Raw genomic sequence first — 24,241 nt, forward strand, 5'->3', positions numbered from 1 at the left:
CACCAAGGGGGCGAAAGAGAGTGAGGAACTCGGTATGAGCCAACCGACAGCAGCAGGCGACCCCGCACCGGCGACGATGCGGGCCGTCGTCGTCACCCGGCCCGGCGGCCTCGACGCACTTCAGATCAGGGATCTGCCGGTGCCCGTCCGCAAGCCCGGCTGGGTGCGGATCCGGGTGAAGACGTTCGGCGTCAACGAGTCCGAAGTCACCACTCGCAAGGGCGAGTCGGACGCGGTGGTCACCTACCCGCGGGTTCCTGGCATCGAGGGCGTCGGCGTGGTCGATGAGGCCGACGAGGACAGCGGACTGCGCCCGGGCCGGCAGGTGGCCACCATGATGGGCGGCATGGGCCGCTCGTACGACGGCGCGTACGCCCAGTACGTCACCGTCCCCGCGGCACAGGTCATCCCGTTCGAGACCACCCTGCCGTGGGACGTGGTCGGCGCCCTGCCCGAGATGTTCCAGACCGCCTACGGATCCCTGACCCGCGGCCTGGACCTCACGGCGGGACAGACGCTGCTGATCCGCGGCGGCACCTCCACGGTCGGGCTGAGTGCGGCGGCGATGGCCAAGGACATCGGCGCCACGGTCATCTCCACCACGCGTCACGCCGGGCGTGCCGACGAACTGCGGGCCATGGGCGTCGACCATCCGATCGTGGACGACGGACACATCGCCGAGAAGGTCCAGGACCTCGCACCGCAGGGCGTGGACGCCGCACTGGAACTGGTGGGCTGCACAGCCCTGCCGGACACTTTCGGCTGCGTGCGCGTGCACGGCACCGTCTGCTTCACCGGCGCCCTCGGTGGCGCGTGGGCCATCCCCGACTTCACCCCGTTCATGATCCCCGGCGGGGTGCGGCTGACCAGCTACGCGGGCGAGGCCGCCGACCTCCCGGCCGACGTCTTCGCCCATCAACTCCAGGCTGTCGCGCAGGGACTCCTCAAGGTCCCGGTCGCGAATGTCCACCACGGCCTGGAGCAGGTCCGGGCCGCCCATGCCGACCTCGAATCCGGCACCACGCCGGGCAAGCACGTCGTTGTCCTGGACGACTGAGAACTGGTCGTGGGACGCGACAAGGTCACGGCTTGGCTGCTCGCCGAAGAGCACATGCCCAACTGGCTCTGACCACAGCCCGATCGGCACCTACCCACGCGTCGCCCACCGGGCCGCGAAAGCGGCCGGGGTGAGACCGGTGCGGTCGCGGAAGAAGCGGCCGAAGTTCGAGGGATCGGTGAAGCCGAGGTGGACGGCCACGGACCGGGCGTCCCACCGGGCGTCTCCCAGCAGGCGCCGGGCTTCAAGGAGGCGCCGATCGTCGATGAGCTCACGCACTCCCTTACCGGTGGCCTCCCGGGCGGCGCGGCTGAGAGTACGGACCGAGCAGCCGAGCAGTTCGGCGTAGTCAGCGGCCCGGTGCAGTTCGCGGAAGTGCAGCTCCAGAGCGTCCACGAACCGTCCGTAGGAATCACCACGGCTTTTTCCGGCACTCGTCTCGGCGGGAGTGCCCCCCGGGGCGTTGGCGAGGCGCAGCAGCAGCGATTCGAGCAGGCTGCGACGCAGGGCGTGGTGGACGTCGAGGGGTCGGCGTCCGAGTGCGCGGTGTTCGTCCAGGAGCTGGAGTGCCGTCTGCTGGAGCCAGGCGGCGTCGTGGGGGCGCGGGTTCAGCACGGCAGGAGCATCATGCGCGGTCAGCGGGGCCAGCAGGCGGGCGGTGTCGGGCCGCAGCACATCCGGCTCGAACAGGATGAACGGGCCGCGGGCGGAGCCGGGCGGATGCCAGCACTGGGTGTGTCCGGGACGCACCCACAGCCACTGGCCGGGGGCGACGGTCCGCGTGACATGGTCGACGTCGTGCCGCAACTCGCCCTCGGTGACGGCGATGAGGTAGTGGAAGGTGGCGCGGCCCGGACGGGGCGGGTTCCACGGCCAGTCGTCGTGCTGGGCGAAGAAGTCCTCGACGGTGGTCACCTCCAGGCCGTACGGGGTGCCGACCGGGGGCTGGAAGCCGTACAGCGGAACCGCGGCCGGTCCGGCCTGTCCGCTCGGGCCGGGGTGTCGCCTCTCGACCATCACGTGTCCGCAGCCTACCGCCCTCCTCATCGGGTTCGAGGGAAGGATGGGATGTGCCGCCGCGACCACCTCTTGAGGAAGGGCACCGCCCCATGAACGGAACGGACCTGCACAAGACCGCCGCCGACTGCGCCGAGGGACTTCCCGGAGCAGCGCTGGAGCATCCCTTCGGCCCAGACTGGGAGGTCTTCAAGGTGCGAGGCAAGATGTTCATGCTGATGACCGAGGTCCCAGAGCGTCCCGTCGTGATCCTGAAGGCGGACCCCGGTGAGGCCCAGGCCCTGCGGGAGCAGTACAGCCACATCACCCCCGGCTACCACATGAACAAGAAGCACTGGATCACACTGGAGGGCGGGGAGGGCGTCGACAAGGAACTCGTCGGGGAGCTCGTCACCGAGTCATACCGGCTCGTCGTCGCCCACCTGCCCAAGGCCGAGCGACCCGTCGACCCGCACGGCTATGGCGGTGCCACCGGGGAGGCCCGGTGAGCAGGGCAGGTGACCGCCTCCAGGACATCGCCCGCCAGTCGGCCCTCGCCCTCCCGGACGTCAGCCACGGGCGGCCTTTCGCTCCTGGGCCCGACGTGCACAAGATCGCGGGCAAGGTGTTCCTGATCGTCACCGACGACCCGGACGATCAGATCATCACAGTCAAGTGTGAACGCGAACACGCCCGCGCGCAGGAGCGCGGCTACGCCACGATCACACCCGGCCGCCACCTCGACAAACGGCACTGGATCTCGCTGGGGCCGGGACCCGGCATCACGAAGCGGCTGGTCACCGACGCGGTCGAGCACTCCGACGACCTGGTCGTGGCGAGCCTGCCGCAGCGCGACCGCCCCGGTGCACTATGAGCGCCGCCGACTTCCCCGCACCGGCCCCGACGGCGGTCGCGCCGCGGACACTGCCGGCGCGGAGCCTTGTCGTCGCCGGTCTGTCGACCGTCGTGGAGTGGTACGACTTCACGCTCTACCTCTACATGACGACGATCATGGCCAGGGTCTTCTACGGCGGCGACGGCACCTCGGTCCTGGTCACCCTCGCCGTCTTCGGTATCGCGTACGTGATGCGGCCGCTCGGTGCGGTGTACTTCGGACGGCTCGGCGACCGGCTGGGACGGCGCCGGGTGATGCTGACCTCGATGACGGTGATGGCCGTCGCCATGTGGGTCACCGCAACCCTGCCCACCAACGCCCAGATCGGCGCTACGGCTGGGGTACTGCTCCTGATCCTGCGCTGCGTGATGGGTTTTTCCGTCGGCGGCGAGTACAGCAGCGTCCTCACCTACCTCGTCGAGGGTGCCAAGCCGGCCCGGCGCGGCATGATGGCCTCCCTGGCTTCCGCGAGCAGCGAGATCGGTGGTCTGCTCGCCGTCGGCGCCGCCGCGGTTACCACCAGCCTCGTCCCGGGTTCGGCGATGGACAGTTGGGGCTGGCGGCTGCCGTACGGCCTTGGCGCGCTGCTCGCCACCGCGACGCTGCTGGCCCGGCGCTCGATGGAGGAGTCCCCCGAGTTCGAACAGCGCGCCAGGACCGAGGACCACGACGGCACTGTCGAGGTGACCGGTCTGGGCCGCCTCCTGCGCACCGGCTGGAAACCCATCGGCCGGGCCTTCGTCATCTCCGCGGTCGGCTCGATCACGTACTATGGCGGTGTCACGTACGTGACCACGTTCCTCACCGAGGACGCCGGATTCAGCGAACGCAGCTCCCTGTGGCTGTCCACAGGCGCCTCCGTCGTTGTCATCGCGGTCAGCCCGCTGGCCGGTCACCTCTCCGACCAGTGGGGGCGACGCGGGCTGCTGCGCGGCCTGTGCGTTACCTCGCTGGTGCTGTCGGTCGCAATGTTCGCGCTCATGCACCGCCATGGCAGCGCCCTCGCCCTGACCGGCGCCTGCGTGCTCGCGGCGATCGCCGGCGCCTACAGCGCGGTCGCCGCCTCGGCCAGCCCCGAACTGTTCGCACCGCGCGACCGCATGACCGGACTGTCCCTCGGCAACGCCACCGCCACCGCGGTCTTCGGCGGACTCGCCCCCTACACCGCCCAGCAACTGATCCAGGCCACCGGCTGGGGCCTGGCGCCCGGCGTGCTCACCGCCGCCGTCGCCCTCATCGCGCTGCCGGTCATCTGGACGATGCGCGAGACCGCGCCGATGGTGCCGCAGCGACAGGACCCAGCAGATCCGCGGGCGCCGGTCGGCTGAGCCATCGAACCGTCAGCGCCGCCCGGGAGACTGGCATGCCGACCGCCATCCCATCGACATCTCCGACTTCGTCGACCTGGACGCCATCGAGCCGGTCTACTTCGACCGCACCTGCTACATCGCACCCGGCGGCAAGGAACACACCAAGGTCTACGAGCTGCTGCGAGCGGCACTCGCCGAAGGCAACAAGGTCGGCCGTCGGCGGCCGCGACCTCCACCACGGCCAGGCCCGGCTCTGACACATGCGCGTCGTCGCTGCCGCCGACGCGGGCCTGCGGGAGGGCGGGAGGGGCCCTGGCGTCGCCACGTAGGACACGGTGTCAGGGGGAGGGCCCCGGCGTGGCGCGTCCGGCCCGTTCGGGGTCGGGTAAGACAATTGCGTATGACCCGAGACCAGGGGCGCTCCTTCTGGCCAGCCTGGCTCCGAAGGAGTAGTGACCGACAGCGGCGGCAGCCGCAGTCGGACACACAGGAACCATCGCAGCAGCGGCTGCGTTCGGTGGCGAGCGTTCGCAGCGTCGCCGGACAGATGTTCCTGCTCCAAGTCTTGATCGTTGTTCTGCTCGTGGTGGCCGCGGTGGTCACGCTGCTGCTCATGGCACGCAGCGACCGGTTCCAGGGGGCACGCGATCGCTCGCTCGCCGCCGCGGCGGCGTTCGCTCACGCGCCCGGCCTGGTGGCCGCGATGAAGGGTCCCCACCCCACAGCGGTGCTTCAGCCGCTCGCCGAGGCAGCCCGCAAACAGGCCGGGGTCAGGTTCATCGTGGTGATGAACCGGGACGGTATCCGCTACACACACCCGCTCCCGTGGGCCATCGGCAAGCGGTTCGTCGGAACCATCGGGCCGTCGCTTCAAGGCCGTGTCACCATCGAGGAGGTCTCCGGCGGCCCTCTGGGCCACGATGTCCAGGCTGTCGTCCCGGTGATGGACAAGAGCGGTGCTGTCGTCGGGATGGTTTCCGCCGGGCTGCAGGCCGGCCAGGTGAGTAGCGCCGTCGGCCGTCAGCTGCCGGTGGTGCTGGGTGCGGGCGCGGTGGGACTCGGGCTGGCGACTGGCGGAACGGCGCTGGTGAGCGGGCGCTTGCGGCGCCAGACCCATGGGCTCGGGCCGGCCGAGATGACCCAGATGTACGAGCACCACGACGCGGTGCTACACGCGGTGCGCGAGGGCGTGGTCATTGTGGGCGGAGACGGGCGGGTGCTGCTCGTCAACGACGAAGCGCGCCGTCTGCTCGATCTGACCGGGGACATCGAGGGGCGGCCGGTCGCCGAACTCAGTGTCGGATCCCACATGGCTGAGCTGCTGGCCTCGAGTCGGGTGACCACCGACGAGGTGATTCCGGTCGGCGACCGTCTGCTGGCCGTCAACAATCGGCTGACCGACCAGCAGGGCGGACCGCCGGGCAGCGTGGCCACGCTGCGGGACTCCACCGAGCTGCGCGCCTTGGCCGGGAAGGCCGAGGTGGCACGCGGTCGGCTGAAGTTGCTGTACGAGGCGAGCCTGGCCATCGGGACCACCCTCGATGTGCGGCGCACCGCCGAAGAACTCACCGAGGTGGTCGTGCCCCGGTTCACCGACTATGCCGCCGTCGACCTCTCGGAGCCGGTACTGCGCGGCGAGGAACCCCAGGTCTTGATGAGCGGGGAGGGCGCGGAGCTGCGTCGAGTGGCGCTGGCCGGGATTCGGACGGACCACCACTTGTTCCAGGTGGGCGAGCTACTCACCTTCCCGTCGGCAAGTCCGCAGGCGATCGGGTTCACGGGCAGCCAGCCGGTGTTGGTGCCAGATCTGGCGACCGACGTTGGCTGGCGCGCACTCGATCCAGAGCGCTTCCGGGCCGTGCTGGACGACGGTTTCCACTCCCTGCTCAGCGTGCCGCTCAAGGCCCGCGGCGTCCTGATGGGAATCGCCACCTTCTGGCGGGCCGGGGAGAGTGAGCCGTTTGAGGAGGACGACCTTTCGCTGGCCGAGGAGTTGGCCGCCAGGGCTGCCGTGTGCATCGACAATGCCCGGCGGTTCACCCGTGACCATACGATGGCAGTCGCTCTCCAGCGCAGCCTTCTGCCGCGCGGCTTGCCCGAGCAAAACGCCCTCGACACCGCCTACCGCTACCTCCCCGCCCAGTCCGGGGTCGGGGGGGACTGGTTCGACGTGATTCCGCTGCCTGGCGGGCGTGTCGCACTCGTGGTTGGCGATGTGGTTGGCCACGGGCTGCATGCTGCCGCCACCATGGGTCGACTGCGCACGGCCGTCCTCAACTTCTCCGCGCTCGATATGCCACCCGACGAACTTCTCAGCCACCTCGACGAGCTCGTCATCCGCATCGACGAAGAGGGCACCGCCGCCGAAAACGGGCCTGCGGTCGTTGGTGCCACTTGCCTCTACACGATCTATGATCCGACGACCGGGATCTGCACCCTCGCCCGCGCAGGCCACCCACTACCCGCCCTGGTCCACCTCGACGGCACCGTCGAACACCCGGCAGTGCCCGCCGGCCCGCCGCTGGGCCTGGGGGGATTGCCCTTCGAGGCCACCGAACTGCGCCTGACCGTCGGCACCAGCCTGGTGCTCTACACCGACGGCCTCGTCGAGAACCGCGATCGCGACATCGTCTCCGGGCTGCAGCTCCTGAGCCGCGCCCTGGCTCACCCGGGCCGTAGCCCGGAGGAGACCTGCGAAGCCGTACTCGCCGCGCTGCTACCTGCCCGCCAGAACGACGACATCGCCCTGCTGGTCGCCCGCACCCGCATCCTGGCGCCCGATCGAATCGCCGCATGGGACATCCCGGCCGAATTCACGGCGGTGGCCGAGGCTCGCGCCAATGTCAGCCGACAGCTCGCCGAATGGGACCTGGAGGAGGCCGGATTCGTGACAGAGTTGATTCTCAGCGAGCTGATCACCAACGCCATCCGCTACGCCACCGAACCCATCAAAGTTCGACTGCTCTTTGACCGCACCTTGATCTGCGAGGTCTCGGACGCCAGCAGTACCTCTCCGCACCTGCGCTACGCAGTCGCCGACGACGAAGGCGGCCGCGGCTTGTTTCTGGTCGCCCAGCTAGCCGACCGCTGGGGCACCCGCTACACGGCACAGGGCAAAATCATCTGGGCCGAACAGAACCTCGCCGGATCCATCGGGCCAGACGCCGGGTCACCAGAATGATGCGTGACCAGGCCAGATGCGCTGCTAAGACTTTCACGAACGCGGTATACAACGAGTCGGTTGTATATCGAAGGCGGTCACCGCTTCCTTCCAGCAGCTGGTCCACCGGCGCGGCCGTGCCGGTGGAACCGAAAGCGTCCTGCTGGTCAGGTAGAGGCCTTGAAGGCGGCAACACGCCGCGCCTACGACGGGCTTGACCGGCAAGGCGATGCCTCTGGATCGCCGCCCCACTCCGCCATGTCGACAACGCCACCAACTCGGCGAATTAATGGCGCAGCCCTGAGAACGGCTCGGTCCACGCTGGGCAGCCGACCCGGTCCCGACTGCTGCCGACCCGGTGAACCTTCGCGGTCCCCGCTCCGCAGCCGCCGGTGCGCGGTATACCTCGGTGAGCAGCGGCAGGACCAAGAGACCCGGGCCAACACCTCGGGAGCGGCCTCGGAGCTGGGAACCGACCTTCCTGCACAGCGTCCCGACTTCCTTCGGAGACCTCGACTGGGATCACACCTGCCGGAACTTAAGGGCCACACCAGGCGGACCGCACCCTGGCTGCGCTACGGCGCGGCCACGGCGGCAGTCGCGGCTGCGGCTGCGACGGGTGCCAAGGCCGTTGAACCGGAGAACACCTGGTACAAAGCCCTGCGCAAGCCGCCGTGGCAGCCGCCGTCCTGGGCGTTCGGGCTTGTGTGGACGCCGCTGTACGCCACGATCGCCTACGCCACCGGGCACGCGCTCGGAACGACCACGACCCCTCGGCAGCGGAACCGGCTCATCAGCAGTCTGGCCGTGAACCTGACGCTCAACGCGGGGTGGAACTGGCTGTTCTTCGCTCGCAGGAGCCCCACGGCGGCACTGGCCGACGCCGTCCTGCTCGGTCTCAGCAACGCTCAGGTCATCAGCCGGGTCGTCCGTACCGACAAAACCGCGGCGTGTGTCCTGGCCCCCTATGCCGCCTGGTGCGCCTTCGCGGCCGCACTGAACGCCTCGATCGTCAGGCTGAACCGGGAACAGTTGAACTTGAACCCCGACACCAGCTCGCAAGCGCGAGATCAGGCCTGACGTGACGAGCCGTCTGGGGCGATGTCCGGCACGATGAGGGAGCAGGTTTCCCCGGGCGCGATGGTCACCGCCCGATCGGCCAGCATCACGCGGATCGGCGACGCGTCCGAGTCCGGGACGCCGATCTCCAGCTGCCCGCTCCGGCGGCGTACGCCGATGCCCCAGTGACCGCGGTAGTGCACCGTGAACCCGTACTCGGAGAGAGCGGGAAGAGGCACCGGGTTCAGCCACAGGGCGTCCTCCCGGGTCTCCAGCCCCGTCAGGCCACGCTGAACCAGGTCCAGCGTCCCGGCCATGGCCCCGAGGTGGATGCCTTCCCCTGTGGTGCCGCCCTGGATGTCGGCGATGTCGGCCTCCAGGGCCTCGTGGACGTACTGCCACGCCTCGGCCCGTCTGGCCCGGGCGAGAACCAGGCCGTGGACGAGTTCGCTGAGAGTGGATCCATGGCTGGTGCGCCGCAGGTAGTAGTCGACGGTTCTGCGCCAGAGGTCGTCGTCCAGGTCGTACCCGAGACGCCGGAACAGAGCCCGCAGTTCCGAGGGCGAGAAGAGGTAGCCGAGCATGAGGACGTCTGCCTGCTTGGACGCCTTGTAGCGGTTCACCGAGTCGCCCTCGGCCTCCAGGATCCGGTCCAGCCGGCGGATGGTCTGGTAGCGCGCACGGTAGGCGTCCCAGTCCAGCTCCACGAGGCCGTCGTAGCCCTCGAACTGGCTGATGACCCCCTGGTGGAACGGCACTCGCAAGCGGCGGGAGACCTCCGCCCACTTGGGCAGCTCGTCGGTGTTCAGCCGGAGCCGGTCGAACAGTTCCTCGCGGCGCCATGCGGGAAGGCGCCGCACGAGTTCCAGGGTGCGGGTGAGAACCCAGGCGGCGGTGACGTTGGTGTAGGCGTTGTCGTCCAGTCCCGGCAGAACGGCCCCGGGGTAGCTGTCGTGGTACTCGTCGGGGCCGACAACCCCGCGGATCCGGTAGCGGTCCGTGTCGGGGTCGTGGATGGCGAGGTCCGCCCAGAAGCGGGCGATCTGCAGCAGCATCTCCGCGCCCCTCGTGTGGAGGTACTCGGTGTCGCCGGTTGCCTCGCAGTACTGCCAGACGTTGTAGGCGATCGCCGAGCCCACGTGGTGCTGGAGGTGGGAGTGGTCGGGCAGCCAGCGGCCCGAGGCGGGGTTCAGATGCCATTCCTGGGATTCCTCGCGGCCGTCGCTGCCGCTCTGCCACGGGTACATCGCCCCGGACCGTCCGGTCGCGGACGCGGCTCGGCAGGCCCGTGTGAGGCGCCGATAGCGGTAGTTCAGCAGGGACCGGGAGACTTCCGGGAAGTGCAGGTTGAGGTACGGGAGAACGAACAGCTCGTCCCAGAAGACGTGACCCCGGTACGCCTCCCCGTGCAGGCCCCGGGCGGGAACTCCCACGTCCAGGTCCGCGGTGTGGGGTGACAGCGTCTGCAGGACGTGAAAGAGATGGAAGCGCAGGATCCGGCCGGCTTCGCCGGGTACCTGGATGTCCGCGCGCCGCCACAGCCGCTCCCACGCGGCAGCATGGGAGTCCAGAAGGGTGGGGAAGCCCGCCGCTGTGGTCACCCGGTCGACCGCTTCGCCGAGCGGGTCACTGATCGCCGTGTCCCGCGAGGTGTGGAGCGCCACGGTCTTGTCCACCGTGACGCGTAGACCCGGCGAGACAGGGATCATCAGACGGTGGACCGCGCGTCGGCGGCCCGGACGGAGCACCGACGAGGCCGGAGCCCCGCCGACGCTGATCCTCATTCGGGCGGCCAGGGCGACGGAGATGTCCGACGTGCTGGTCCGGCATGTCAGCCAGACCGTGTGGGGTTCGTGGGCGCCGGTGCGCACGTGGGTGACATGGTGGCGGTTGAGGGCGCGGTATCGGTGCACGTTGCCGTTGATCACCTCGCCGTCGATCGAGCTTTCGATCTCTATCTCACCTGACCAGTCCTCGGCCGTGACGACCGTGCGAAGCGCTGCCAGGTGCGGATCCTCCATGTGCACCAAACGGATCTGTTCGACCCTGAGCACGCCCCCGTCGTCCAACCGGTAACGGGAGGCCCGGGTGAGCGTGCCGCGGCGCAGGTCCAGGGTCTGCCTGTGGTCCAGGAGGGTGTGCGTGCCGGGGGAGATCCACGGGCCCCACGCTCCGGCGTTTCGGCGCAGACGGAATCGGAGAAGCAGCCAGTTCGGGAGGTTGACCAGATCCTCGTTCACCACCTGCCGCCCGGACACGGTGGACTCCAGGCGGTTGTAGCAGCCGGCCGCATAGGTCGCCGGGTAGTGCAGCAGCCCGGCGCGGCGCTCGGGCAGCGCGCCCCGGGTGGCGAAGTAGCCGTTTCCGAGGGTGCAGAGCGATTCACGCAGCCGCTCGGCGGTGGGGTCGTAGCCCGTCCATTCCCATGTCCACTCCGACATCCGCCACCTTTCCCTCTCCTGCCGAGGCTCTGGACGTTCAGGTATGTGCGGCGTGTCTCAGACCGGTTGCGGAACGACGGCGACCGGGCAGTCCGAGTGGTGCAGGAGGGTGTGGGCCACCCTCCCGAGCTGCAGACCGAAGTGTCCGTGTCGTCGCTGGGCGCCGACGACGATCATGTCGGCCTCGGCCGACGCCTTCAGGAGAATCCGGTGGGCGGCGCCTTCGAGCGGCCGACGGTGGACATCGACCTGGGGGCGCTCTCGTACGGCCTCACGCAGTGCGTCGTCGAGGCCGGTGGAAGCCCGCTCCTCGCGCAGCCTGGCAGCGTCGTCGGCGATCAGCATGTGGTCCACGGGTTCCTGCGACGGATTGCGCCAGGCCCGTACGGCCGTCAGGGCGCAGCCTCGCACCTCGGCCTCGCGGACGGCGAACCGTACCGCCGCCGCGCTGCCGGTCGCGTCACCGACACCCACGACGACGCGGCCAAGGGCTCCTCGGCGGTTGGGTTCCGCGCCTCGGACCACGACGACCGGGCAGACGGCGCGTGCCGCAACCGCAAGGCTTACGGACCCCAGGAGCATCCCGGCGATCTCGCCTCGCCCGCGTGAGCCCGTGACCAGAGCGAACGCCTCGGGGCCCGCCCGCAGCAGCGCGGACACGGCGTCCTGGGCCAGTGCCTCGCCCGAGACCTTCACCTCGGGGTTGCGGCGACGGGCCCGTTCCACGCAGGAGGCGACGATGTGCTCGGCCATGACTCCCTCGGCCGGGCGGTCCGTACTGAAGGACGGCTGGGCTCCCTCGTACATCTCCCAGAGGGAGGCATGGACGAGATGAAGGGGCAGCCCGTGCCGTACCGCCTCGTCCACGGCCCAGTCGACCGCCGTCAGACTGGAGTCCGATCCGTCGACGCCCACGACCAGTGGGAGGTCCATCGCCGTCACCGCCTTTGCCGCCCGGTGGCCGAGAGCCCCCTGTGAATACCGTCGCACTGCCTGCTCGGCGCCGCGACATGCCACCGGGCCGGACTGGTCGGTCCCCGGCCGGTTTGCGGCGGGTGCGCCGGCCGTGATGCTGGAGGCGTGGCCGAGCCAACCACCTCCGGAACCCTTCGAGGACTCAGGACATGCCTGTCGCCGTTCCGCACATCGTGAGCGATGTGATGACCGCGCCCGCTGTCGCCGTCGGGCGCGACGCGCACTTCAAGGAGATCGTGCAGGTCATGGACGAGCGCCACGTGAGTGCCGTGCCGGTCGTCAGTGGCGAAGGGAAGGTTGTCGGCGCCGTGTCCGAGGCCGATCTGCTGCCCAAGGAGGAATTCCGGAACCGCGAGCCGACCCGCTTCGAGCGGATCCGACGCCGGTCCGACCTGACCAAGGCGGAGGGCATGACCGCCGGGGAGGTGATGAGCACGCCCGCCGTCACGGTCCGACCGGACGACACCCTCACCCAGGCGGCTCGCCTGATGGCCGTGCACCACGTCAAGCGCCTGCCGGTGGTCGACGACGCGGATCGGCTGTGCGGGGTCGTCAGCCGTGGCGACCTGCTGAAGGTGTTCCTGCGGTCCGACGAGGACATCGAGGAGGAGGTCCGCCGCACGGTGGTGTCCTACCTGTTCCCCCTGCACGCTCATGCCATCCACGTGTCCGTGCGGGACGGGATGGTCACGCTCCGCGGGCCCGTCCACGACACTTCGCTCATCTGGGTCGCCGAGCGCCTCGTCCGCGGGCTGGAGGGCGTGGTGGGTGTCGAGCCGCTACTGAGTGGAGAGGAACCGAGCCCGGTCGGCCCCTGCCCGGCGGAATGACCCCCGTGCCCGCGGGCACGGGGGTCATTCCGGTTCACCTGGGTGGCTGTCTACTGATCAGCCGGAGTGATGCGACGGCCCGTCAGGCTCGTGGGCCGGATCGACATCCACGTCTCGCGCTCACCGCCGGCCCAGGGGGTGGTGTGCGCGTGCTGGGTGAGCTTGCGCACGGCCTCCGGCTCCGTCACCACGCTCGCGGGGCCGACGGCGAGCACGCTCCAGCCCTGGCTCATGGCGTCGTCCACGTGGTCGACCTCGAAGGCGACCTCCGTCCCCGCCGCCGCGGCCGCCACGGAGTCGGGCGCGGTCCGGAAGACGATGGCGTCGTCGACCATCTCGTAGTTGACCGGGACGACCACTGGGCGGCCGTCGGATGCCGACATCGCGACGCGCCCCACGCCGTGCGTGGACAGCAGGGTGCGGCACTCCTCCGGGGCCAGGTTCCGCAGCCGGGGGTGGAGCAATGCATGTCCCTGACCGGGTGGAAGATCCATGCCTCCGCCACGCAGTGCGGCGACCGTCGTGCCCAGCGCGTCGGCCAGCCGGATGAGAGTCGCAAGACTCGGGTCGGAGGGTTGCTCCTCCAGGTAGGCGAGGTAGTCGGGCGACATCATGGCACGGCGTGCCGCTTCTACCAGGCTCAGCCCCTGCCGTCGGCGTTCGACCCCCACACGCCGTCCGATGTCGCCGGGATTGGCCGCTCTGGCCGACCGCGGAGCGGTGAACACGCTCTCCGTCTCGTGTGTGTCTGGCAGCGGCTCACGCGCGGCCCGAGAGTGTTCATGTTCGAGATGGTGGATGTGGGCGTCGGGCCCGGGAAACACGAGCGTCACTTCATCCGTGTCCGACCAGCGCACATCGTAGGGAGGTGTTCCGTCCTCGTGGTGGAGTCCGACGATTTCGCCGTCGCGCCTGGCCGCGCCGGTCGCCGGACTCTCGACGACGAGTTGATCGCCAAGGTGAGCTCGCATGATCGCCGCCCTCTCCTCAGAATGGTGCTGTATCCAACCTGCCACGCGGACCACACCGCCGCACGAGGCGGCGGCTGCCCCGTCTCCGCGAGGTGGGCGGCCCGTTTCCGGGAGGCGACATGCACCACCGAACGGTCGAGGATCTGATGAGCCGGGACGTCGTCCGGGCGCGGCGTGACACGCCGTTCAAGGAGCTCGTCAGACTGCTGGAGGAGAACGGCGTCACCGCCGTGCCCGTGGTGGACGAGCTGGACCGTCCTCTGGGCGTGGTGTCCGAGGCCGACCTGCTGCGCAAGAGCGCCGACCAGGCCGACCCATCGGGCAGGACACCCATCCCGCACCTGGAGGCCTGGGAACGGGCCAAGGCCGAGGGCTCCCGCGCCGAGGAACTGATGTCCGCTCCCGCGGTGTGCGCACGCCCGGAGTGGAACGTGGTCGAGGCCGCCCGCCTCATGGAGACCCAGAACGTCAAACGACTGCCCGTGGTGGACGAGACGGACCGGCTCCTCGGCATCGTAAGCCGCGGCGATCTGCTGCGGGTCTTCCTCCGCCGTGACGAGGCCATCCGTGAGGAGATCACCGGGGACCTGTTGCGGCGAACCTTGGAACTCGATCCACGGGACGTGAGCGCGGAGGTGCGCGACGGGCGGGTGACCCTCGCCGGCACCGTCGAGTACCGGAGTCTGATCCCCGTCGTCGAGCAGTTGTGCCGTGGCGTCGACGGCGTGGTGTCGGTGTCCGGGAATCTCGCCTACCGGAAGGACGACTCCCGGGAGGTGTCCACCGACACTTGAGTCAGGCGGCCTTCAGCCCCGGAGTTCAAGCGGGCCGTCCAGCCGTCTGAGGAATGCCTGGACGGGACACCGCCATGCCCTGGACGTCGCGTTCGGCGGCGTTCAGCAGCTGATGGGCGAGGTCGTGCACAGCCCTCCCTGCCGCCAGTTCGTCGCCGATCTCCGGCACGTTCGTGTCCGCCGGATTGCAGTGCGCGGTTCCGTGCCCGGTGAGCGCCGTGGTGCCGGTGTCCAGCGTGATCTGTGCCTTCGTCGTCCCGTCGTCCTCTTCGAAGAGGTGGAGACGCACGCTCCACTGTCCGGTGTGCGACATCGTTCTCTCCTTACCTGTGTGTCCGCGGCGCGGCCCAAGTCCGAGCAGCGGCGGTCCAGGCGACCGCAACGGACGCACGGGACGGCTGGAAACCGGGTGGATGGCATCCAGTCGGCCACTGGGCGGCCCCTGGCTTTTCCACGATCAGACTCCAGCGCGCACCGGCCACAGGGCCGAAAGTCCCCAACCAACCGGCGACCGGCCCTGGAAGAGCGGGCGGGGCGGGGGCCGACTGCGTCCCGTTCCCGTCGTGGTGGGGCGTTCACATCTGAGGGACGACGGCTACGGGACACGGTGCGTGATGCAGTAGTGCGTGGTTGATCAGGCCGAGCTGCAGGCCTGGGTGTCCAAGTCGTCGACGGGCGCCGACGACCAACAGATCCGCCGCCGACGCGGCTTCCAGCAGCGCTGAGCGAGCCGGTTTCTCGATGAGTCTTCGGCTCACTGGCGAGTCCCGGTACCGCTCAGCGGGGTGGCACAGAGCATCGTCGAGGACCTGCGCCGGCGGGCGCCGGTGGGCCTCCAGGAACCACGACGGGGCTTGTGGGGTCGTACAAGCACCGGACGGTGCACTCCAGGCATGCACCGCGACGAGTGGGCAGCCTCGTACGTGCGCCTCGCGCAACGCGAAGTCGACGGCCGTACCGCTGCCTTCCCCGTCCTCGATGCCCACGACCACGTTTCCGAACCGGGCAGCTCGATGCTCCGGGGAGCCGCGCACCACGACGACCGGACAGTCGGCACGTGCCGCGACGGCGAGGCTGACCGAACCCAGGAGCATGCCGTCGAGATCTCCGAGTCCCCTGGACCCCAGAACCAGCGCGAAGGCATTGCGGCCCTTGCCGACCAGAGCCGAAGCCGCGTCCTCGTTCGAGACCTCGCTGGACAACCGGACCGCTGGAGCGTACTTCTGGGCGCGCGCGGAGGCGGCGCTGATCACGTGGGACGCTTCCAGCTCTCCGGCCGCCGCGTGCAGCAGATGGAGCGGGACCCCGTGCCGGGCCGCCTCGGCGGTGGCCCAGTCGACCGCCTCCAGACTCGCCTCGGATCCGTCGACGCCCACCACCAGGGGAATCGTCACCGCGCCCGTCTCCTCTCGTGCCGGATTCCACGGCTCCGGCCGCTCCGCCACGGCCCCCGCATGCGTCACGGTGAAGCACAAGGGATCCTCAAAGGGGGAGATACTCCTCGCGCCCGGTATGCAGGGGACGCGCGGTCCGTGCATCCGGCCGGACTCGTCCGCCGCCCCCTCCAGCTTCTTACGAGACGGAGGCCGTCGCCATGCCACCAGCAGTCGTCACCGCAGGCCTCATGGCACGTCCGCGAGCCTGGCCGATGCCCGCTGCGCCGCCACCGCACGGACGAGGACGCCGCACACCACGGGCGCTCGCCTGTCGCCGTTCCCCATGACCGAGTCCGGCCTCAACGCGTCTCGTGCCGACGCGCCGGCGCTGCAGTCGGCCGCCAGGCACGACAGCGAGCCGCCCCCGCGCGCCGGGGTGTGCGAGACCCACACCGCGACGTTGTTCTTCGTCGGTGACCGGGCCTACAAGGCCAAGAAGCCGGTCGATCTGGGTTTCCTGGACTACACCACGGTCGAGGCGCGCCGGGCCGCGTGCGAGCGCGAAGTAACCCTCAACCGCCGGTTCGCTCCCGACGTCTACGTGGGCTTGGGCGAGTTCCGTGGCCCGGATGCGGAGGCGCCCGAACCGGTCGTGGTCATGCGCCGCATGCCGGAGGACCGCCGCCTCTCCCGTCTCGTACGGGCAGGCGTTGCCGTGGACGACGTCCTTCGGACCGTCGCCCGGCACCTGGCGGCGTGGCATGCGGCCGCACCCCGAGGCCGCGACGTGGACGAACAGGGCACGCGAGACGCGCTGTCGGCACGATGGGAGGCGAGCTTCGCACAGCTGCACGCGCTGGCCGCGGAGGGAGTCGTGCCGGAGCACGTGACGGAGATCGAGCGGCTGGTGCACCGCTATCTCGCCGGCCGCAAGCGGCTGTTCGACAGCCGCATCGAGCAGGGGCGGGTGGTCGACGGCCACGGCGACCTCCTCGCCGAGGACGTGTTCTGCCTCGACGACGGCCCCCGGGTCCTGGACTGCCTGGAGTTCGACGACCGTCTCCGCTACGTCGACGGCCTGGACGACGCCGCCTTCCTGGCCATGGACCTGGAACGGCTCGGCTTCCCGGACGCCGCGGCGTACTTCCTCGCCAGGTACGGCGAGTACTCCGCGGATCCCGCGCCCCCTTCCCTGTGGCACCACTACGTCGCGTACCGCGCCTTCGTCCGTGCCAAAGTCTCGGTGATCCAGGGTCGCCAGGGAGCGCCCGGCGCGGACGCGGCGTCCCGGAACCTTGCCGCCATGGCACTGCGCCACCTGCGCACCTCCACCGTCGGCCTCACGCTCGTCGGCGGACTGCCGGGCAGCGGGAAGTCCACGCTCTCCGGAGCGCTGGCCGACCGGCTGGGGGTCACCCTGCTCAGCAGCGACCGCATCCGCAAGGAACTGGCGGGCATTGCGGCGGAGCAGTCCGCTGCGGCCGGCTACGGCGAAGGGCTGTACACGCCCGAGTGGACGGCCAGGACGTACGCCGCCCTGCTCGACCGCGCAGCCCTGCTGCTGTCCGCCGGCGAGTCCGTCGTCCTCGACGCCACCTGGTCCGATTCCCTCCAGCGTGAGGCGGCGGTGCAGGTGGCCGAACGCGCCAGCGCCGACCTGGTGGCCCTGCACTGCCATGTGCCGACCGACGTGTCCGCAGCCCGCCTGAGCACGCGCGCCCCCGGCGCCTCCGACGCCGACGCCGGGATCGCCGACGCCATGGCCGCGAAGGAACCGCCGTGGCCTGAAGCCGTCCCGGTCGACACCAGTGGCGCGCTGGAATCCGCCGTCGCCCGGGCTCTGACGGCGGTACGCCCGTGGCGCAACGCTCAGGCCCCGGTCTTCCGTCGCCCGTACATGGAGCCGGACTGAGGTGCACGGGCGGCCATGTTGCCCGGGGGCCCCGCGGGGTGACCGTGGAGGTGGGGGAGCGAGGAGTGAAGTCGGCGAGAGCGCTCGTTTACCACGGCCCTGCACAGATGTCCTGGGACGCAGTTCCGGACCCTGTGATCGAGGAGGCGACCGACGCGATCGTGCGCGTCGACGCCACCACTGTGTGCGGCACTGATCTGCACATCCGACGGGGAGACTTCCCCGAGGTGAAGCCGGGGACGGTTCTCGGCCACGAAGCCGTCGGCGAGGTCGTGGAGACCGGTGGCCAGGTCCATCACCTGCGTTCCGGTGATCAGGTGATCCTGTCGTCCCTCTCGGCCTGCGGTGACTGCCTGGAGTGTCGCGATGCCAGGTACGGGCAGTGCCGCGGCGGAGGCGGATGGATCCTCGGCAATCTGATCAACGGCACCCAGGCCGAGTTGGTGCGCGTGCCGTTCGCCGATCACTCCACCACCCGGCGACCCTACGACCTCGCGCTGGATGACGCGGTCCTGCTCGCCGAACTCCTGCCCACCGCCTACGAGGTCGGAGTGCGGAACGGACACGTCGGGCCCGGGAGACACCGTCGTCGTGGTGGGCGCGGGCCCCGTCGGTCTGGCTGCCGTGGTTCTGGCGCGGATGTACTCGCCGCGCAGGATCATCGTCGTGGATCTGGCCGGGGCTCGCCTCAAGATCTGTCATGCGAAACCAGCTCGTTGCAGGTGTGGGCAGCTCCCCGCCGAGCCTGGACGCGGTAGGTATCGCCGCGGACGAGGCCGGTACCGGGCCCTGATCGAGGCCGGCGGCGCGCCGATGGGCTCTGCGGGCGCCCGGGGGCGAGTTGGCTTCAGGCGGCTGGTGTCGGGCTCGGCCTGCCAGGTCCTGCGGCACCCGCACTGCCCCGTTGCCGTCGTGCTACGCGAGCGGCTTGACGGTTCGGCCGGGAGGCGGTGTGGGGTGCACGAGGGAAGTGGGTGGCATTCATGCGGACTGCTCCATCCCCTGCGCGGAGGAGGTCGCCTCCATGGTGGATTCCTCCAGGGTGGATATGTCGCCCTCGGGCAGACCGAGTTCACGGGCCCGCAGCAGGCGGCGCATGACCTTGCCGCTGCGGGTGTGCGGCAGGTGCTGGTCGAAGGTGATCTCGCGGGGTGCCACGGCCGGACCCAGTCGACGCCGGGCGAAGGCCAGCAGTTCCTGCCGCATCGTGGTGGTCGCGTCGAAGCCAGGCCGCAGCGCGACGAAGGCCTTCACGATGTTCCCGGCGACGGGATCGGGGCGGCCGATGACGCCGGACTCGGCGACGGCCGGGTGCTCCATCAGGGCGCTCTCGACCTCGAACGGCCCGATGAGGTGTCCGGCCGACTTGATGACGTCGTCGGCTCGCCCGACGAACCAGTACCAGCCGTCCGCGTCGCGTCGTACCAGGTCACCGGTGAGGTACCAGCCGTCCGCGAAGGCCGCCGCACTGCGTGGCTCGTCGTGCAGATAGCCGCGGAACATGGACGGCCAGCCGGGCCGGAGCGCCAGCTCACCCTCGACTCCGGGCTCCTTCAGTACGGTGACGTGCCCGCCGGCGACCTCGGCCCGGCCGTCCCCGCCGCGCCGCAGCACCGCCGCATGCACACCGGGCAGCGGACGTCCCATCGAGCCGGGGCGGATGTCGCAGGCGGCGAAGTTGGCGATCATGATGGCGCCGGTCTCGGTCTGCCACCAGTTGTCGTGCACCGGCAGCCCGAGCACGTCCCGCCCCCACACCACCGCCTCCGGGTTGAGCGGCTCGCCCACCGACGCGATGAACCGCAGCGCACTCAGGTCGAAGGAGCGGGGCAGGTCGTACGGACCGGTCCTCGGTGTGGTCCGCATCAGCATGCGCAGGGCCGTCGGCGCCGTGTACCAGACGCTCACCCGCTGCTCGGCGAGGATCCGGTACCAGCGGCGGGCGTCGTAGTCGCCCTCGTCCACCACGACCGTCACGCCGTGCATGAGCGGGGCGATGACCCCGTAGGACATTTCGGTGACCCAGCCCGGATCGGCCGTGCACCAGAACACGTCGTCCTCATGGAGGTCGAGGGCGTACAGCGCGGTCATGCAGTGGGCTACGGCCGCCTCGTGCACGTGCACCGCGCCCTTGGGGATCCCCGTCGTGCCGCTCGTGAAGTGCAGCAGGGCCATGTCGTGGGGTGATGTCGGAGGGATGGTGAAGGTGTCGGCCGCGTCGGCCATGAGGGTGTCGAGGGACAGGGTGCCGGGCAGGTCGTCCGCCCCGTCACCGACGATCAGCACGTAGCGCAGGGTGGCGAGGCCGTGGTGTCGCGCGGCGACCTTCCTGCGGAACAGGTCCGCCGTGGTGACCAGTACCTGCGCGTCGCCCAGCGTCATCCGCTGGAACACCGGGTCCGGCCCGAACGCCGAGAACAGCGGGCACAGCACACTGGTGTTCTTCAGAGTGCCGAGTACCACGGTGTACAGCTCGGGACAGCGCCCCAGCAGCGTCACCACCCGGTCGCCGTGACCGACCCCGAGGCCGCGGAGCACGTTGGCGAAGCGTGCCGTCGAACGGGCCAGCTCACCATAAGTCACCGAGGTGACGGAGTCGTCCCGACCGACGCAGCGCAGCGCGACCGCCGTTGCACGGCCCGATGCCACGTGCCGGTCCACGGCTTCGTGCGCGATATTCAGTCCCCGCCCGCCGGGCAGCCCCTCCAGCCTGCTGCGCGCCGCCTGCCACGAGAAGTCCGCGCACTCCTTGTCGTAGTCGCGCAGATTGGGGGCGACACGCGGCGGGGCGTCCTTACGGATGGTCTCCCAGGGCATGGCGGCCCTCCTTCCTTCGGGCCTGCTCCTACCATCGGCCCGAGCCACCCCCGCAGCACTGGGTCGAACGGCCCCGTCCGTGGCCGGTCGGCATCAGTCCTCTCGCTGGCACGCCGACGGGCCGCCGCCTTCGGCGCGAGCCGGGCGATCAGTGGGGCGGCCCGCAGCGCGAGCAGCACAGCCAGTGGCCGCCGGCACCTGGAGAGTCCGATCAGCGAGGCCTCGGCCTATGGGCAGCGAGGCGCTCGCGGGCCTCGGTGTAGGCGTCCGTGTCGATCTCTCCCGAGGCATAGCGCCGGTCGAGGATCTCTTCCGGGGTCTCCCGGGGCTCGTCGTCCGCCCAGCTGTGGCTGCGATGGGAGGCGCCACCGGTCGTGGCGTGCGTCAGGCGGATCACGGCCCACACGGCGAGGACGATCAGTGCGATCCACAACAGGGGCATGAACGTCATCCAGGCCCAGCCGCCGTACCAGTACATCCGGGCCACCTCCACCTGCGAGATTTCGAACAGCGTCTCTTGTGGTCATGGTGAGCCTCGGCCGGGCTGCGTCACCAAGGGCCATTCGGCCTCGTTCCCGAGCCGATCGGCACGTCGCGCGGCCGTCGGCCGTGATCCACCTCCCACCACCCGGCGCTGCGGCGGCTCGGAGAGATGGGACCAAAGGACCCGGCGTATGTGCCCAGGTGGCTCTGTCGGCGCGGCACCGTGCCGGAAATGCTGCCATCGTGGGCTTGTGGGGACGGCGGGGCTCGATGTGCCGTCCGCTGCGCTGAAGGAGGTCGGTCATGAGCGCCGACGCCGATGTGAACACCCCCCGGCCGCCCGCGTCCGACGAGCTCGTCATGGGCAAGGACGGCATGGGCGCGCTCGTGGACGTGCTGGTCCGGCGCGGATTCACCGTGGTCGGACCCACGGTGCGGGACGGCGCGATCGTGCTGGCGGAGCTGCTGTCGGCCGACGAGCTGCCGTACGGATGGGGCGTGGAGCTGGAGGCGGGGCGGTACCGTCTGCGGGAGCGGTCGGACGGCGCGGCCTTCGCGAACGCGGCGGGTCCCCAGTCCTGGAAGTCCTTCCTGCATCCGGCGCGGGTACGGGAGTGGAGCGCCGACCGGGTGGAGGGGGAGCTGGTCCTCACCGCCGACCAGGCCGCGCCCCCGCGGTACGCCTTCCTGGGTGTGCGCCCCTGCGATCTGCGGGCCATCGCCATCCAGGACCGGGTACTGACCGGCGGCGCGTACCGCGACTCCACCTACCAGGGGCGGCGCTCCGGGGCCCTGCTGATCGTGGTCGAGTGCACGGAGCCCGGCGCCACGTGCTTCTGCGTCTCCATGGGCACCGGGCCCGCTGCCGGTCCCGGCTACGACCTGGTGATGACCGAGGTGGTCGACGCGGAGGGCCACCGCTTCTGGATTCGCAGCGGCAGCCCGGAAGGCGCGGAGATCCTGGCCGAACTGCCCGCCCGTCCGGCCGACCCGGAAACCCGGGAGACGGCTCGCGCAGCCGTCACAGCCGCCGCGGACCGCATGGGACGGACCATGCCTGAGGCGGATCTGCGGGAGCTGATGGCCGGCACGCTCGACGCGCCCCGCTGGGACGATGTCGCCGGGCGGTGCCTGACGTGCGGCAACTGCACCATGGTGTGTCCCACCTGCTTCTGCACCACCACCGAGGACGTCACCGACCTCACCGGCGACCACGCCGAGCGGTGGCGGTTGTGGGACTCCTGCTTCGACCTGGACTTCTCCCAGCTGCACGGCGGTCCGGTCCGCTCCTCCTCGCGCAGCCGCTACCGGCAGTGGATGACCCACAAACTCGGTACCTGGTACGACCAGTTCGGCTCGTCGGGCTGCGTGGGCTGCGGACGTTGCATCGTGTGGTGTCCGGTCGGTATCGACATCACGGAGGAAGCGGCTGCCCTGCACGACTGGACGGCAGCGGAGCCGAAGGGGGGATGACCACCGTGCCGCCCCCGCTGCCCTATCGCGTCGCCGCCACCTGGGCCGAGACCGCCGACACCCGGTCGATCGAGCTGGTACCGGTCGGGGAAGCACTCGCACCCTTTTCACCGGGGCAGTACGCGATGATCTACGCGTTCGGGGTCGGCGAGGTGCCCATCTCGGCCAGTGCCCTGCGCGGCCGCCACGGGGGTCTTGTGCACACCGTGCGCGCGGTGGGCGCGGTCTCGACCGCGCTGTACCGGTTGCGCCCGGGTGACAGCGTCGGACTCAGCGGGCCGTACGGCACCGGCTGGGACCTCGAAGCGGCAGCCGGACACGACGTTCTCGTGGTCGCCGGCGGCATCGGGCTGGCTCCGCTGCGGCCGGTCGTGCACACGGTCCTGGACCGGCCGGCGGACTACGGCCGGCTCACCGTCCTGGTGGGCGCCCGCACCCCCGCCGACATTGTCTTCCAGGACGAGATCGAGAGCTGGCGCGGCCCGGCCCAGGTCGAGGTGACCGTCGACCGCCCCGGTCCGGGCTGGCAGCGCGCGGTAGGCGTCGTCACCACGCTTCTGGACCGTCTCGCCCTGCGTCCCGAACGGACCTGCGCACTGGTGTGCGGACCCGAGGTGATGATGCGGCACACCGCACGCGATCTCGTGACCCGCGGGCTGGTCCCGCACCGCGTCCAGGTGTCCCTGGAACGGAACATGCACTGCGCCACCGGCCACTGCGGCCACTGCCAGCTCGGCCCGCTTCTGCTGTGCCGGGACGGCCCGGTCGTCGGCTACGACCGTGTGGCAGACCTGCTCCTCGTGAGGGAGTTGTGACATGGTCACCGACCTCGGCCCGGTCATTCGTACACGGCCGACACTCGCGGTGTGGAAGTTCGCCTCGTGCGACGGCTGTCAGCTGACCCTCCTGGACTGTGAGGACGAACTCCTCGGCCTCACCGAACGCGTCCGGATCGACCACTTCGTGGAGATGACACCGGCCGAGGGCGCCGACCGGGAGCGTGCGCGGCCGGCGGGCCGGGGGCCCTACGACCTGTCACTGGTCGAGGGGTCGATCACCACCGCCGAGGACGCCGAGCGGATCCAGCACGTCCGCCGCGTCTCCCGATACCTGGTGACCATCGGAGCCTGCGCCACCGCGGGCGGCATCCAGGCACTGCGCAACTTCGCCGACGTCGACGACTTCCTCGCCGCCGTCTACGCCCAGCCGGAGTACATCGCCACCCTGGAGACCTCGACGCCGATCTCGGCCCACGTGCCGGTCGACTTCGAACTGCGCGGGTGCCCCATCGACCGCCGCCAGCTTCTCGAAGTCATCAACGCATACCTGGCCGGTCGCAAACCCCAGATCTCGAACCACAGCGTCTGCTTCGAGTGCAAGAGGCGCGGCACCACCTGCATCACCGTGGCCCACGGCACGCCCTGTCTCGGCCCGGTCACACACGCCGGCTGCGGCGCCATCTGCCCCGCCTACGGACGAGGCTGCTACGGCTGCTTCGGACCGTCGAGCAAGCCCAATCTGCGCTCCATGATCGCGCAGCTGCGCCACGACGGGATGAGTGAGCGGGACATCCAGCGTGTCTTCCGCACCTTCAACGCCGCGTCGCCGGAATATGCCCCCGTACCCGACCTCGCGGCCGAGGGGCGGCAGCAGAGCCCACCGGCCTGACGCACCCCCGCCCGGAAGGCGCGC

20 protein-coding genes and 2 pseudogenes are annotated in these 24,241 nt (G+C 70.3%); 14 read left to right on the forward strand and 8 right to left on the reverse strand.

Annotated features, from left to right (window positions below):
• The first annotated feature begins 34 nt into the window (after positions 1–34).
• Positions 35–1,057 (forward strand): alcohol dehydrogenase catalytic domain-containing protein, encoded by a 1,023-nt coding sequence (locus ACFYMM_RS40090; RefSeq protein ID WP_388396649.1) that lies wholly within the window; start codon positions 35–37, stop codon positions 1,055–1,057.
• Between the two features lie 90 nt (positions 1,058–1,147).
• On the opposite strand, the gene ACFYMM_RS40095 is transcribed toward ACFYMM_RS40090, so the two are convergent.
• Positions 1,148–2,077: a helix-turn-helix domain-containing protein gene (locus tag ACFYMM_RS40095; protein WP_388396652.1), complete on the reverse strand. Its 930-nt coding sequence runs from the start codon at positions 2,075–2,077 to the stop codon at positions 1,148–1,150.
• Between the two features lie 89 nt (positions 2,078–2,166).
• On the opposite strand from ACFYMM_RS40095, the gene ACFYMM_RS40100 reads away from it, so the two are divergent.
• From ACFYMM_RS40100 to ACFYMM_RS40125, 6 genes and pseudogenes are all read left to right on the forward strand, one after another.
• On the forward strand, positions 2,167–2,562 hold the full coding sequence (locus ACFYMM_RS40100; protein WP_388396655.1) for an MmcQ/YjbR family DNA-binding protein: 396 nt from the start codon (positions 2,167–2,169) through the stop codon (positions 2,560–2,562).
• On the forward strand, positions 2,559–2,927 hold the full coding sequence (locus ACFYMM_RS40105) for an MmcQ/YjbR family DNA-binding protein (RefSeq protein WP_388396657.1): 369 nt from the start codon (positions 2,559–2,561) through the stop codon (positions 2,925–2,927). Before ACFYMM_RS40100 ends, ACFYMM_RS40105 begins: the two co-directional genes overlap by 4 nt.
• Positions 2,924–4,276: an MFS transporter gene (locus ACFYMM_RS40110; RefSeq protein ID WP_388396660.1), complete on the forward strand. Its 1,353-nt coding sequence runs from the start codon at positions 2,924–2,926 to the stop codon at positions 4,274–4,276. The genes ACFYMM_RS40105 and ACFYMM_RS40110 overlap by 4 nt, the downstream gene beginning before the upstream one ends.
• 52 nt (positions 4,277–4,328) lie before the next feature.
• Positions 4,329–4,460 (forward strand): annotated as a pseudogene (locus ACFYMM_RS40115) (Ku protein); the annotation flags it as partial.
• A gap of 345 nt (positions 4,461–4,805) precedes the next feature.
• Positions 4,806–7,439, forward strand: coding sequence for a SpoIIE family protein phosphatase (locus tag ACFYMM_RS40120; RefSeq protein WP_388396663.1), 2,634 nt, complete (start codon positions 4,806–4,808; stop codon positions 7,437–7,439).
• Between the two features lie 237 nt (positions 7,440–7,676).
• Positions 7,677–8,498: a TspO/MBR family protein gene (locus ACFYMM_RS40125; protein ID WP_388396665.1), complete on the forward strand. Its 822-nt coding sequence runs from the start codon at positions 7,677–7,679 to the stop codon at positions 8,496–8,498.
• On the opposite strand, the gene ACFYMM_RS40130 is transcribed toward ACFYMM_RS40125, so the two are convergent.
• A complete protein-coding gene (locus tag ACFYMM_RS40130; RefSeq protein WP_388396668.1) occupies positions 8,489–10,918 on the reverse strand; it encodes a glycoside hydrolase family 65 protein in 2,430 nt (809 codons plus the stop codon). The two genes, ACFYMM_RS40125 and ACFYMM_RS40130, sit on opposite strands and share 10 nt — an antisense overlap.
• Positions 10,919–10,975: 57 nt before the next feature.
• Positions 10,976–11,851 (reverse strand): universal stress protein, encoded by an 876-nt coding sequence (locus tag ACFYMM_RS40135; protein WP_388396671.1) that lies wholly within the window; start codon positions 11,849–11,851, stop codon positions 10,976–10,978.
• Positions 11,852–12,042: 191 nt separating this feature from the next.
• Here ACFYMM_RS40135 and ACFYMM_RS40140 point away from each other — a divergent pair, with 191 nt between their 5' ends.
• Positions 12,043–12,723 (forward strand): CBS domain-containing protein, encoded by a 681-nt coding sequence (locus ACFYMM_RS40140; protein WP_388396674.1) that lies wholly within the window; start codon positions 12,043–12,045, stop codon positions 12,721–12,723.
• A 50-nt stretch (positions 12,724–12,773) separates the two neighbouring features.
• Here ACFYMM_RS40140 and ACFYMM_RS40145 read toward each other — a convergent pair whose 3' ends face one another.
• Positions 12,774–13,694 carry a DUF1918 domain-containing protein gene (locus ACFYMM_RS40145; protein ID WP_388396678.1) on the reverse strand — a complete coding sequence of 307 codons (921 nt, stop codon included), beginning with the start codon at positions 13,692–13,694 and terminating at the stop codon, positions 12,774–12,776.
• A 119-nt stretch (positions 13,695–13,813) separates the two neighbouring features.
• Here ACFYMM_RS40145 and ACFYMM_RS40150 point away from each other — a divergent pair, with 119 nt between their 5' ends.
• Positions 13,814–14,488: a CBS domain-containing protein gene (locus ACFYMM_RS40150; RefSeq protein WP_388396681.1), complete on the forward strand. Its 675-nt coding sequence runs from the start codon at positions 13,814–13,816 to the stop codon at positions 14,486–14,488.
• Positions 14,489–14,513: 25 nt separating this feature from the next.
• Here ACFYMM_RS40150 and ACFYMM_RS40155 read toward each other — a convergent pair whose 3' ends face one another.
• Together ACFYMM_RS40155 and ACFYMM_RS40160 are read right to left on the reverse strand one after the other, a co-directional pair.
• Positions 14,514–14,801: a DUF1876 domain-containing protein gene (locus ACFYMM_RS40155; RefSeq protein ID WP_388396684.1), complete on the reverse strand. Its 288-nt coding sequence runs from the start codon at positions 14,799–14,801 to the stop codon at positions 14,514–14,516.
• A gap of 262 nt (positions 14,802–15,063) precedes the next feature.
• On the reverse strand, positions 15,064–15,882 hold the full coding sequence (locus ACFYMM_RS40160; RefSeq protein ID WP_388396687.1) for a universal stress protein: 819 nt from the start codon (positions 15,880–15,882) through the stop codon (positions 15,064–15,066).
• Positions 15,883–16,300: 418 nt separating this feature from the next.
• Between ACFYMM_RS40160 and ACFYMM_RS40165 the strand changes: the two genes are divergently transcribed.
• A complete protein-coding gene (locus tag ACFYMM_RS40165) occupies positions 16,301–17,776 on the forward strand; it encodes an AAA family ATPase (RefSeq protein ID WP_388396739.1) in 1,476 nt (491 codons plus the stop codon).
• 107 nt (positions 17,777–17,883) lie between these two features.
• Positions 17,884–18,469: pseudogene (locus tag ACFYMM_RS40170) on the forward strand (alcohol dehydrogenase catalytic domain-containing protein); the annotation flags it as partial.
• A 288-nt stretch (positions 18,470–18,757) separates the two neighbouring features.
• Here ACFYMM_RS40170 and acsA read toward each other — a convergent pair.
• Both acsA and ACFYMM_RS40180 read right to left on the reverse strand, forming a co-directional pair.
• Entirely contained in the window at positions 18,758–20,593 is a 1,836-nt protein-coding gene (acsA, locus tag ACFYMM_RS40175; RefSeq protein WP_388396689.1) for an acetate--CoA ligase, read from the reverse strand.
• A gap of 211 nt (positions 20,594–20,804) precedes the next feature.
• Positions 20,805–21,086, reverse strand: coding sequence for an SHOCT domain-containing protein (locus ACFYMM_RS40180; protein ID WP_388396691.1), 282 nt, complete (start codon positions 21,084–21,086; stop codon positions 20,805–20,807).
• 293 nt (positions 21,087–21,379) lie between these two features.
• Between ACFYMM_RS40180 and ACFYMM_RS40185 the strand changes: the two genes are divergently transcribed.
• From ACFYMM_RS40185 to ACFYMM_RS40195, 3 genes are read left to right on the forward strand one after another with little or no spacing between them, the layout of a single operon-like run.
• A complete protein-coding gene (locus tag ACFYMM_RS40185) occupies positions 21,380–22,549 on the forward strand; it encodes a 4Fe-4S dicluster domain-containing protein (RefSeq protein ID WP_388396694.1) in 1,170 nt (389 codons plus the stop codon).
• Positions 22,546–23,364 (forward strand): FAD/NAD(P)-binding protein, encoded by an 819-nt coding sequence (locus ACFYMM_RS40190; protein ID WP_388396697.1) that lies wholly within the window; start codon positions 22,546–22,548, stop codon positions 23,362–23,364. The genes ACFYMM_RS40185 and ACFYMM_RS40190 overlap by 4 nt, the downstream gene beginning before the upstream one ends.
• Before the next feature lies 1 nt (position 23,365).
• Positions 23,366–24,217 carry an oxidoreductase gene (locus ACFYMM_RS40195; protein ID WP_388396700.1) on the forward strand — a complete coding sequence of 284 codons (852 nt, stop codon included), beginning with the start codon at positions 23,366–23,368 and terminating at the stop codon, positions 24,215–24,217.
• Positions 24,218–24,241 lie beyond the last annotated feature (24 nt).

Origin of the sequence: Streptomyces sp. NPDC006739, assembly GCF_042869815.1 — a bacterium.
GTDB lineage: Bacteria > Actinomycetota > Actinomycetes > Streptomycetales > Streptomycetaceae > Streptomyces.

Coding starts and splice junctions, on each gene's coding strand:
- ACFYMM_RS40090 (WP_388396649.1), top strand. CDS start 35: ATGAGCCAACCGACAGCAGCAGGCGACCCCGCACCGGCGACGATGCGG.
- ACFYMM_RS40100 (WP_388396655.1), top strand. CDS start 2,167: ATGAACGGAACGGACCTGCACAAGACCGCCGCCGACTGCGCCGAGGGA.
- ACFYMM_RS40110 (WP_388396660.1), top strand. CDS start 2,924: ATGAGCGCCGCCGACTTCCCCGCACCGGCCCCGACGGCGGTCGCGCCG.
- ACFYMM_RS40120 (WP_388396663.1), top strand. CDS start 4,806: ATGTTCCTGCTCCAAGTCTTGATCGTTGTTCTGCTCGTGGTGGCCGCG.
- ACFYMM_RS40125 (WP_388396665.1), top strand. CDS start 7,677: ATGTCGACAACGCCACCAACTCGGCGAATTAATGGCGCAGCCCTGAGA.
- ACFYMM_RS40130 (WP_388396668.1), bottom strand. CDS start 10,918: ATGTCGGAGTGGACATGGGAATGGACGGGCTACGACCCCACCGCCGAG.
- ACFYMM_RS40135 (WP_388396671.1), bottom strand. CDS start 11,851: ATGGACCTCCCACTGGTCGTGGGCGTCGACGGATCGGACTCCAGTCTG.
- ACFYMM_RS40140 (WP_388396674.1), top strand. CDS start 12,043: ATGCCTGTCGCCGTTCCGCACATCGTGAGCGATGTGATGACCGCGCCC.
- ACFYMM_RS40145 (WP_388396678.1), bottom strand. CDS start 13,694: ATGCGAGCTCACCTTGGCGATCAACTCGTCGTCGAGAGTCCGGCGACC.
- ACFYMM_RS40150 (WP_388396681.1), top strand. CDS start 13,814: ATGCACCACCGAACGGTCGAGGATCTGATGAGCCGGGACGTCGTCCGG.
- ACFYMM_RS40155 (WP_388396684.1), bottom strand. CDS start 14,801: ATGTCGCACACCGGACAGTGGAGCGTGCGTCTCCACCTCTTCGAAGAG.
- acsA (WP_388396689.1), bottom strand. CDS start 20,593: ATGCCCTGGGAGACCATCCGTAAGGACGCCCCGCCGCGTGTCGCCCCC.
- ACFYMM_RS40185 (WP_388396694.1), top strand. CDS start 21,380: ATGAGCGCCGACGCCGATGTGAACACCCCCCGGCCGCCCGCGTCCGAC.
- ACFYMM_RS40190 (WP_388396697.1), top strand. CDS start 22,546: ATGACCACCGTGCCGCCCCCGCTGCCCTATCGCGTCGCCGCCACCTGG.
- ACFYMM_RS40195 (WP_388396700.1), top strand. CDS start 23,366: ATGGTCACCGACCTCGGCCCGGTCATTCGTACACGGCCGACACTCGCG.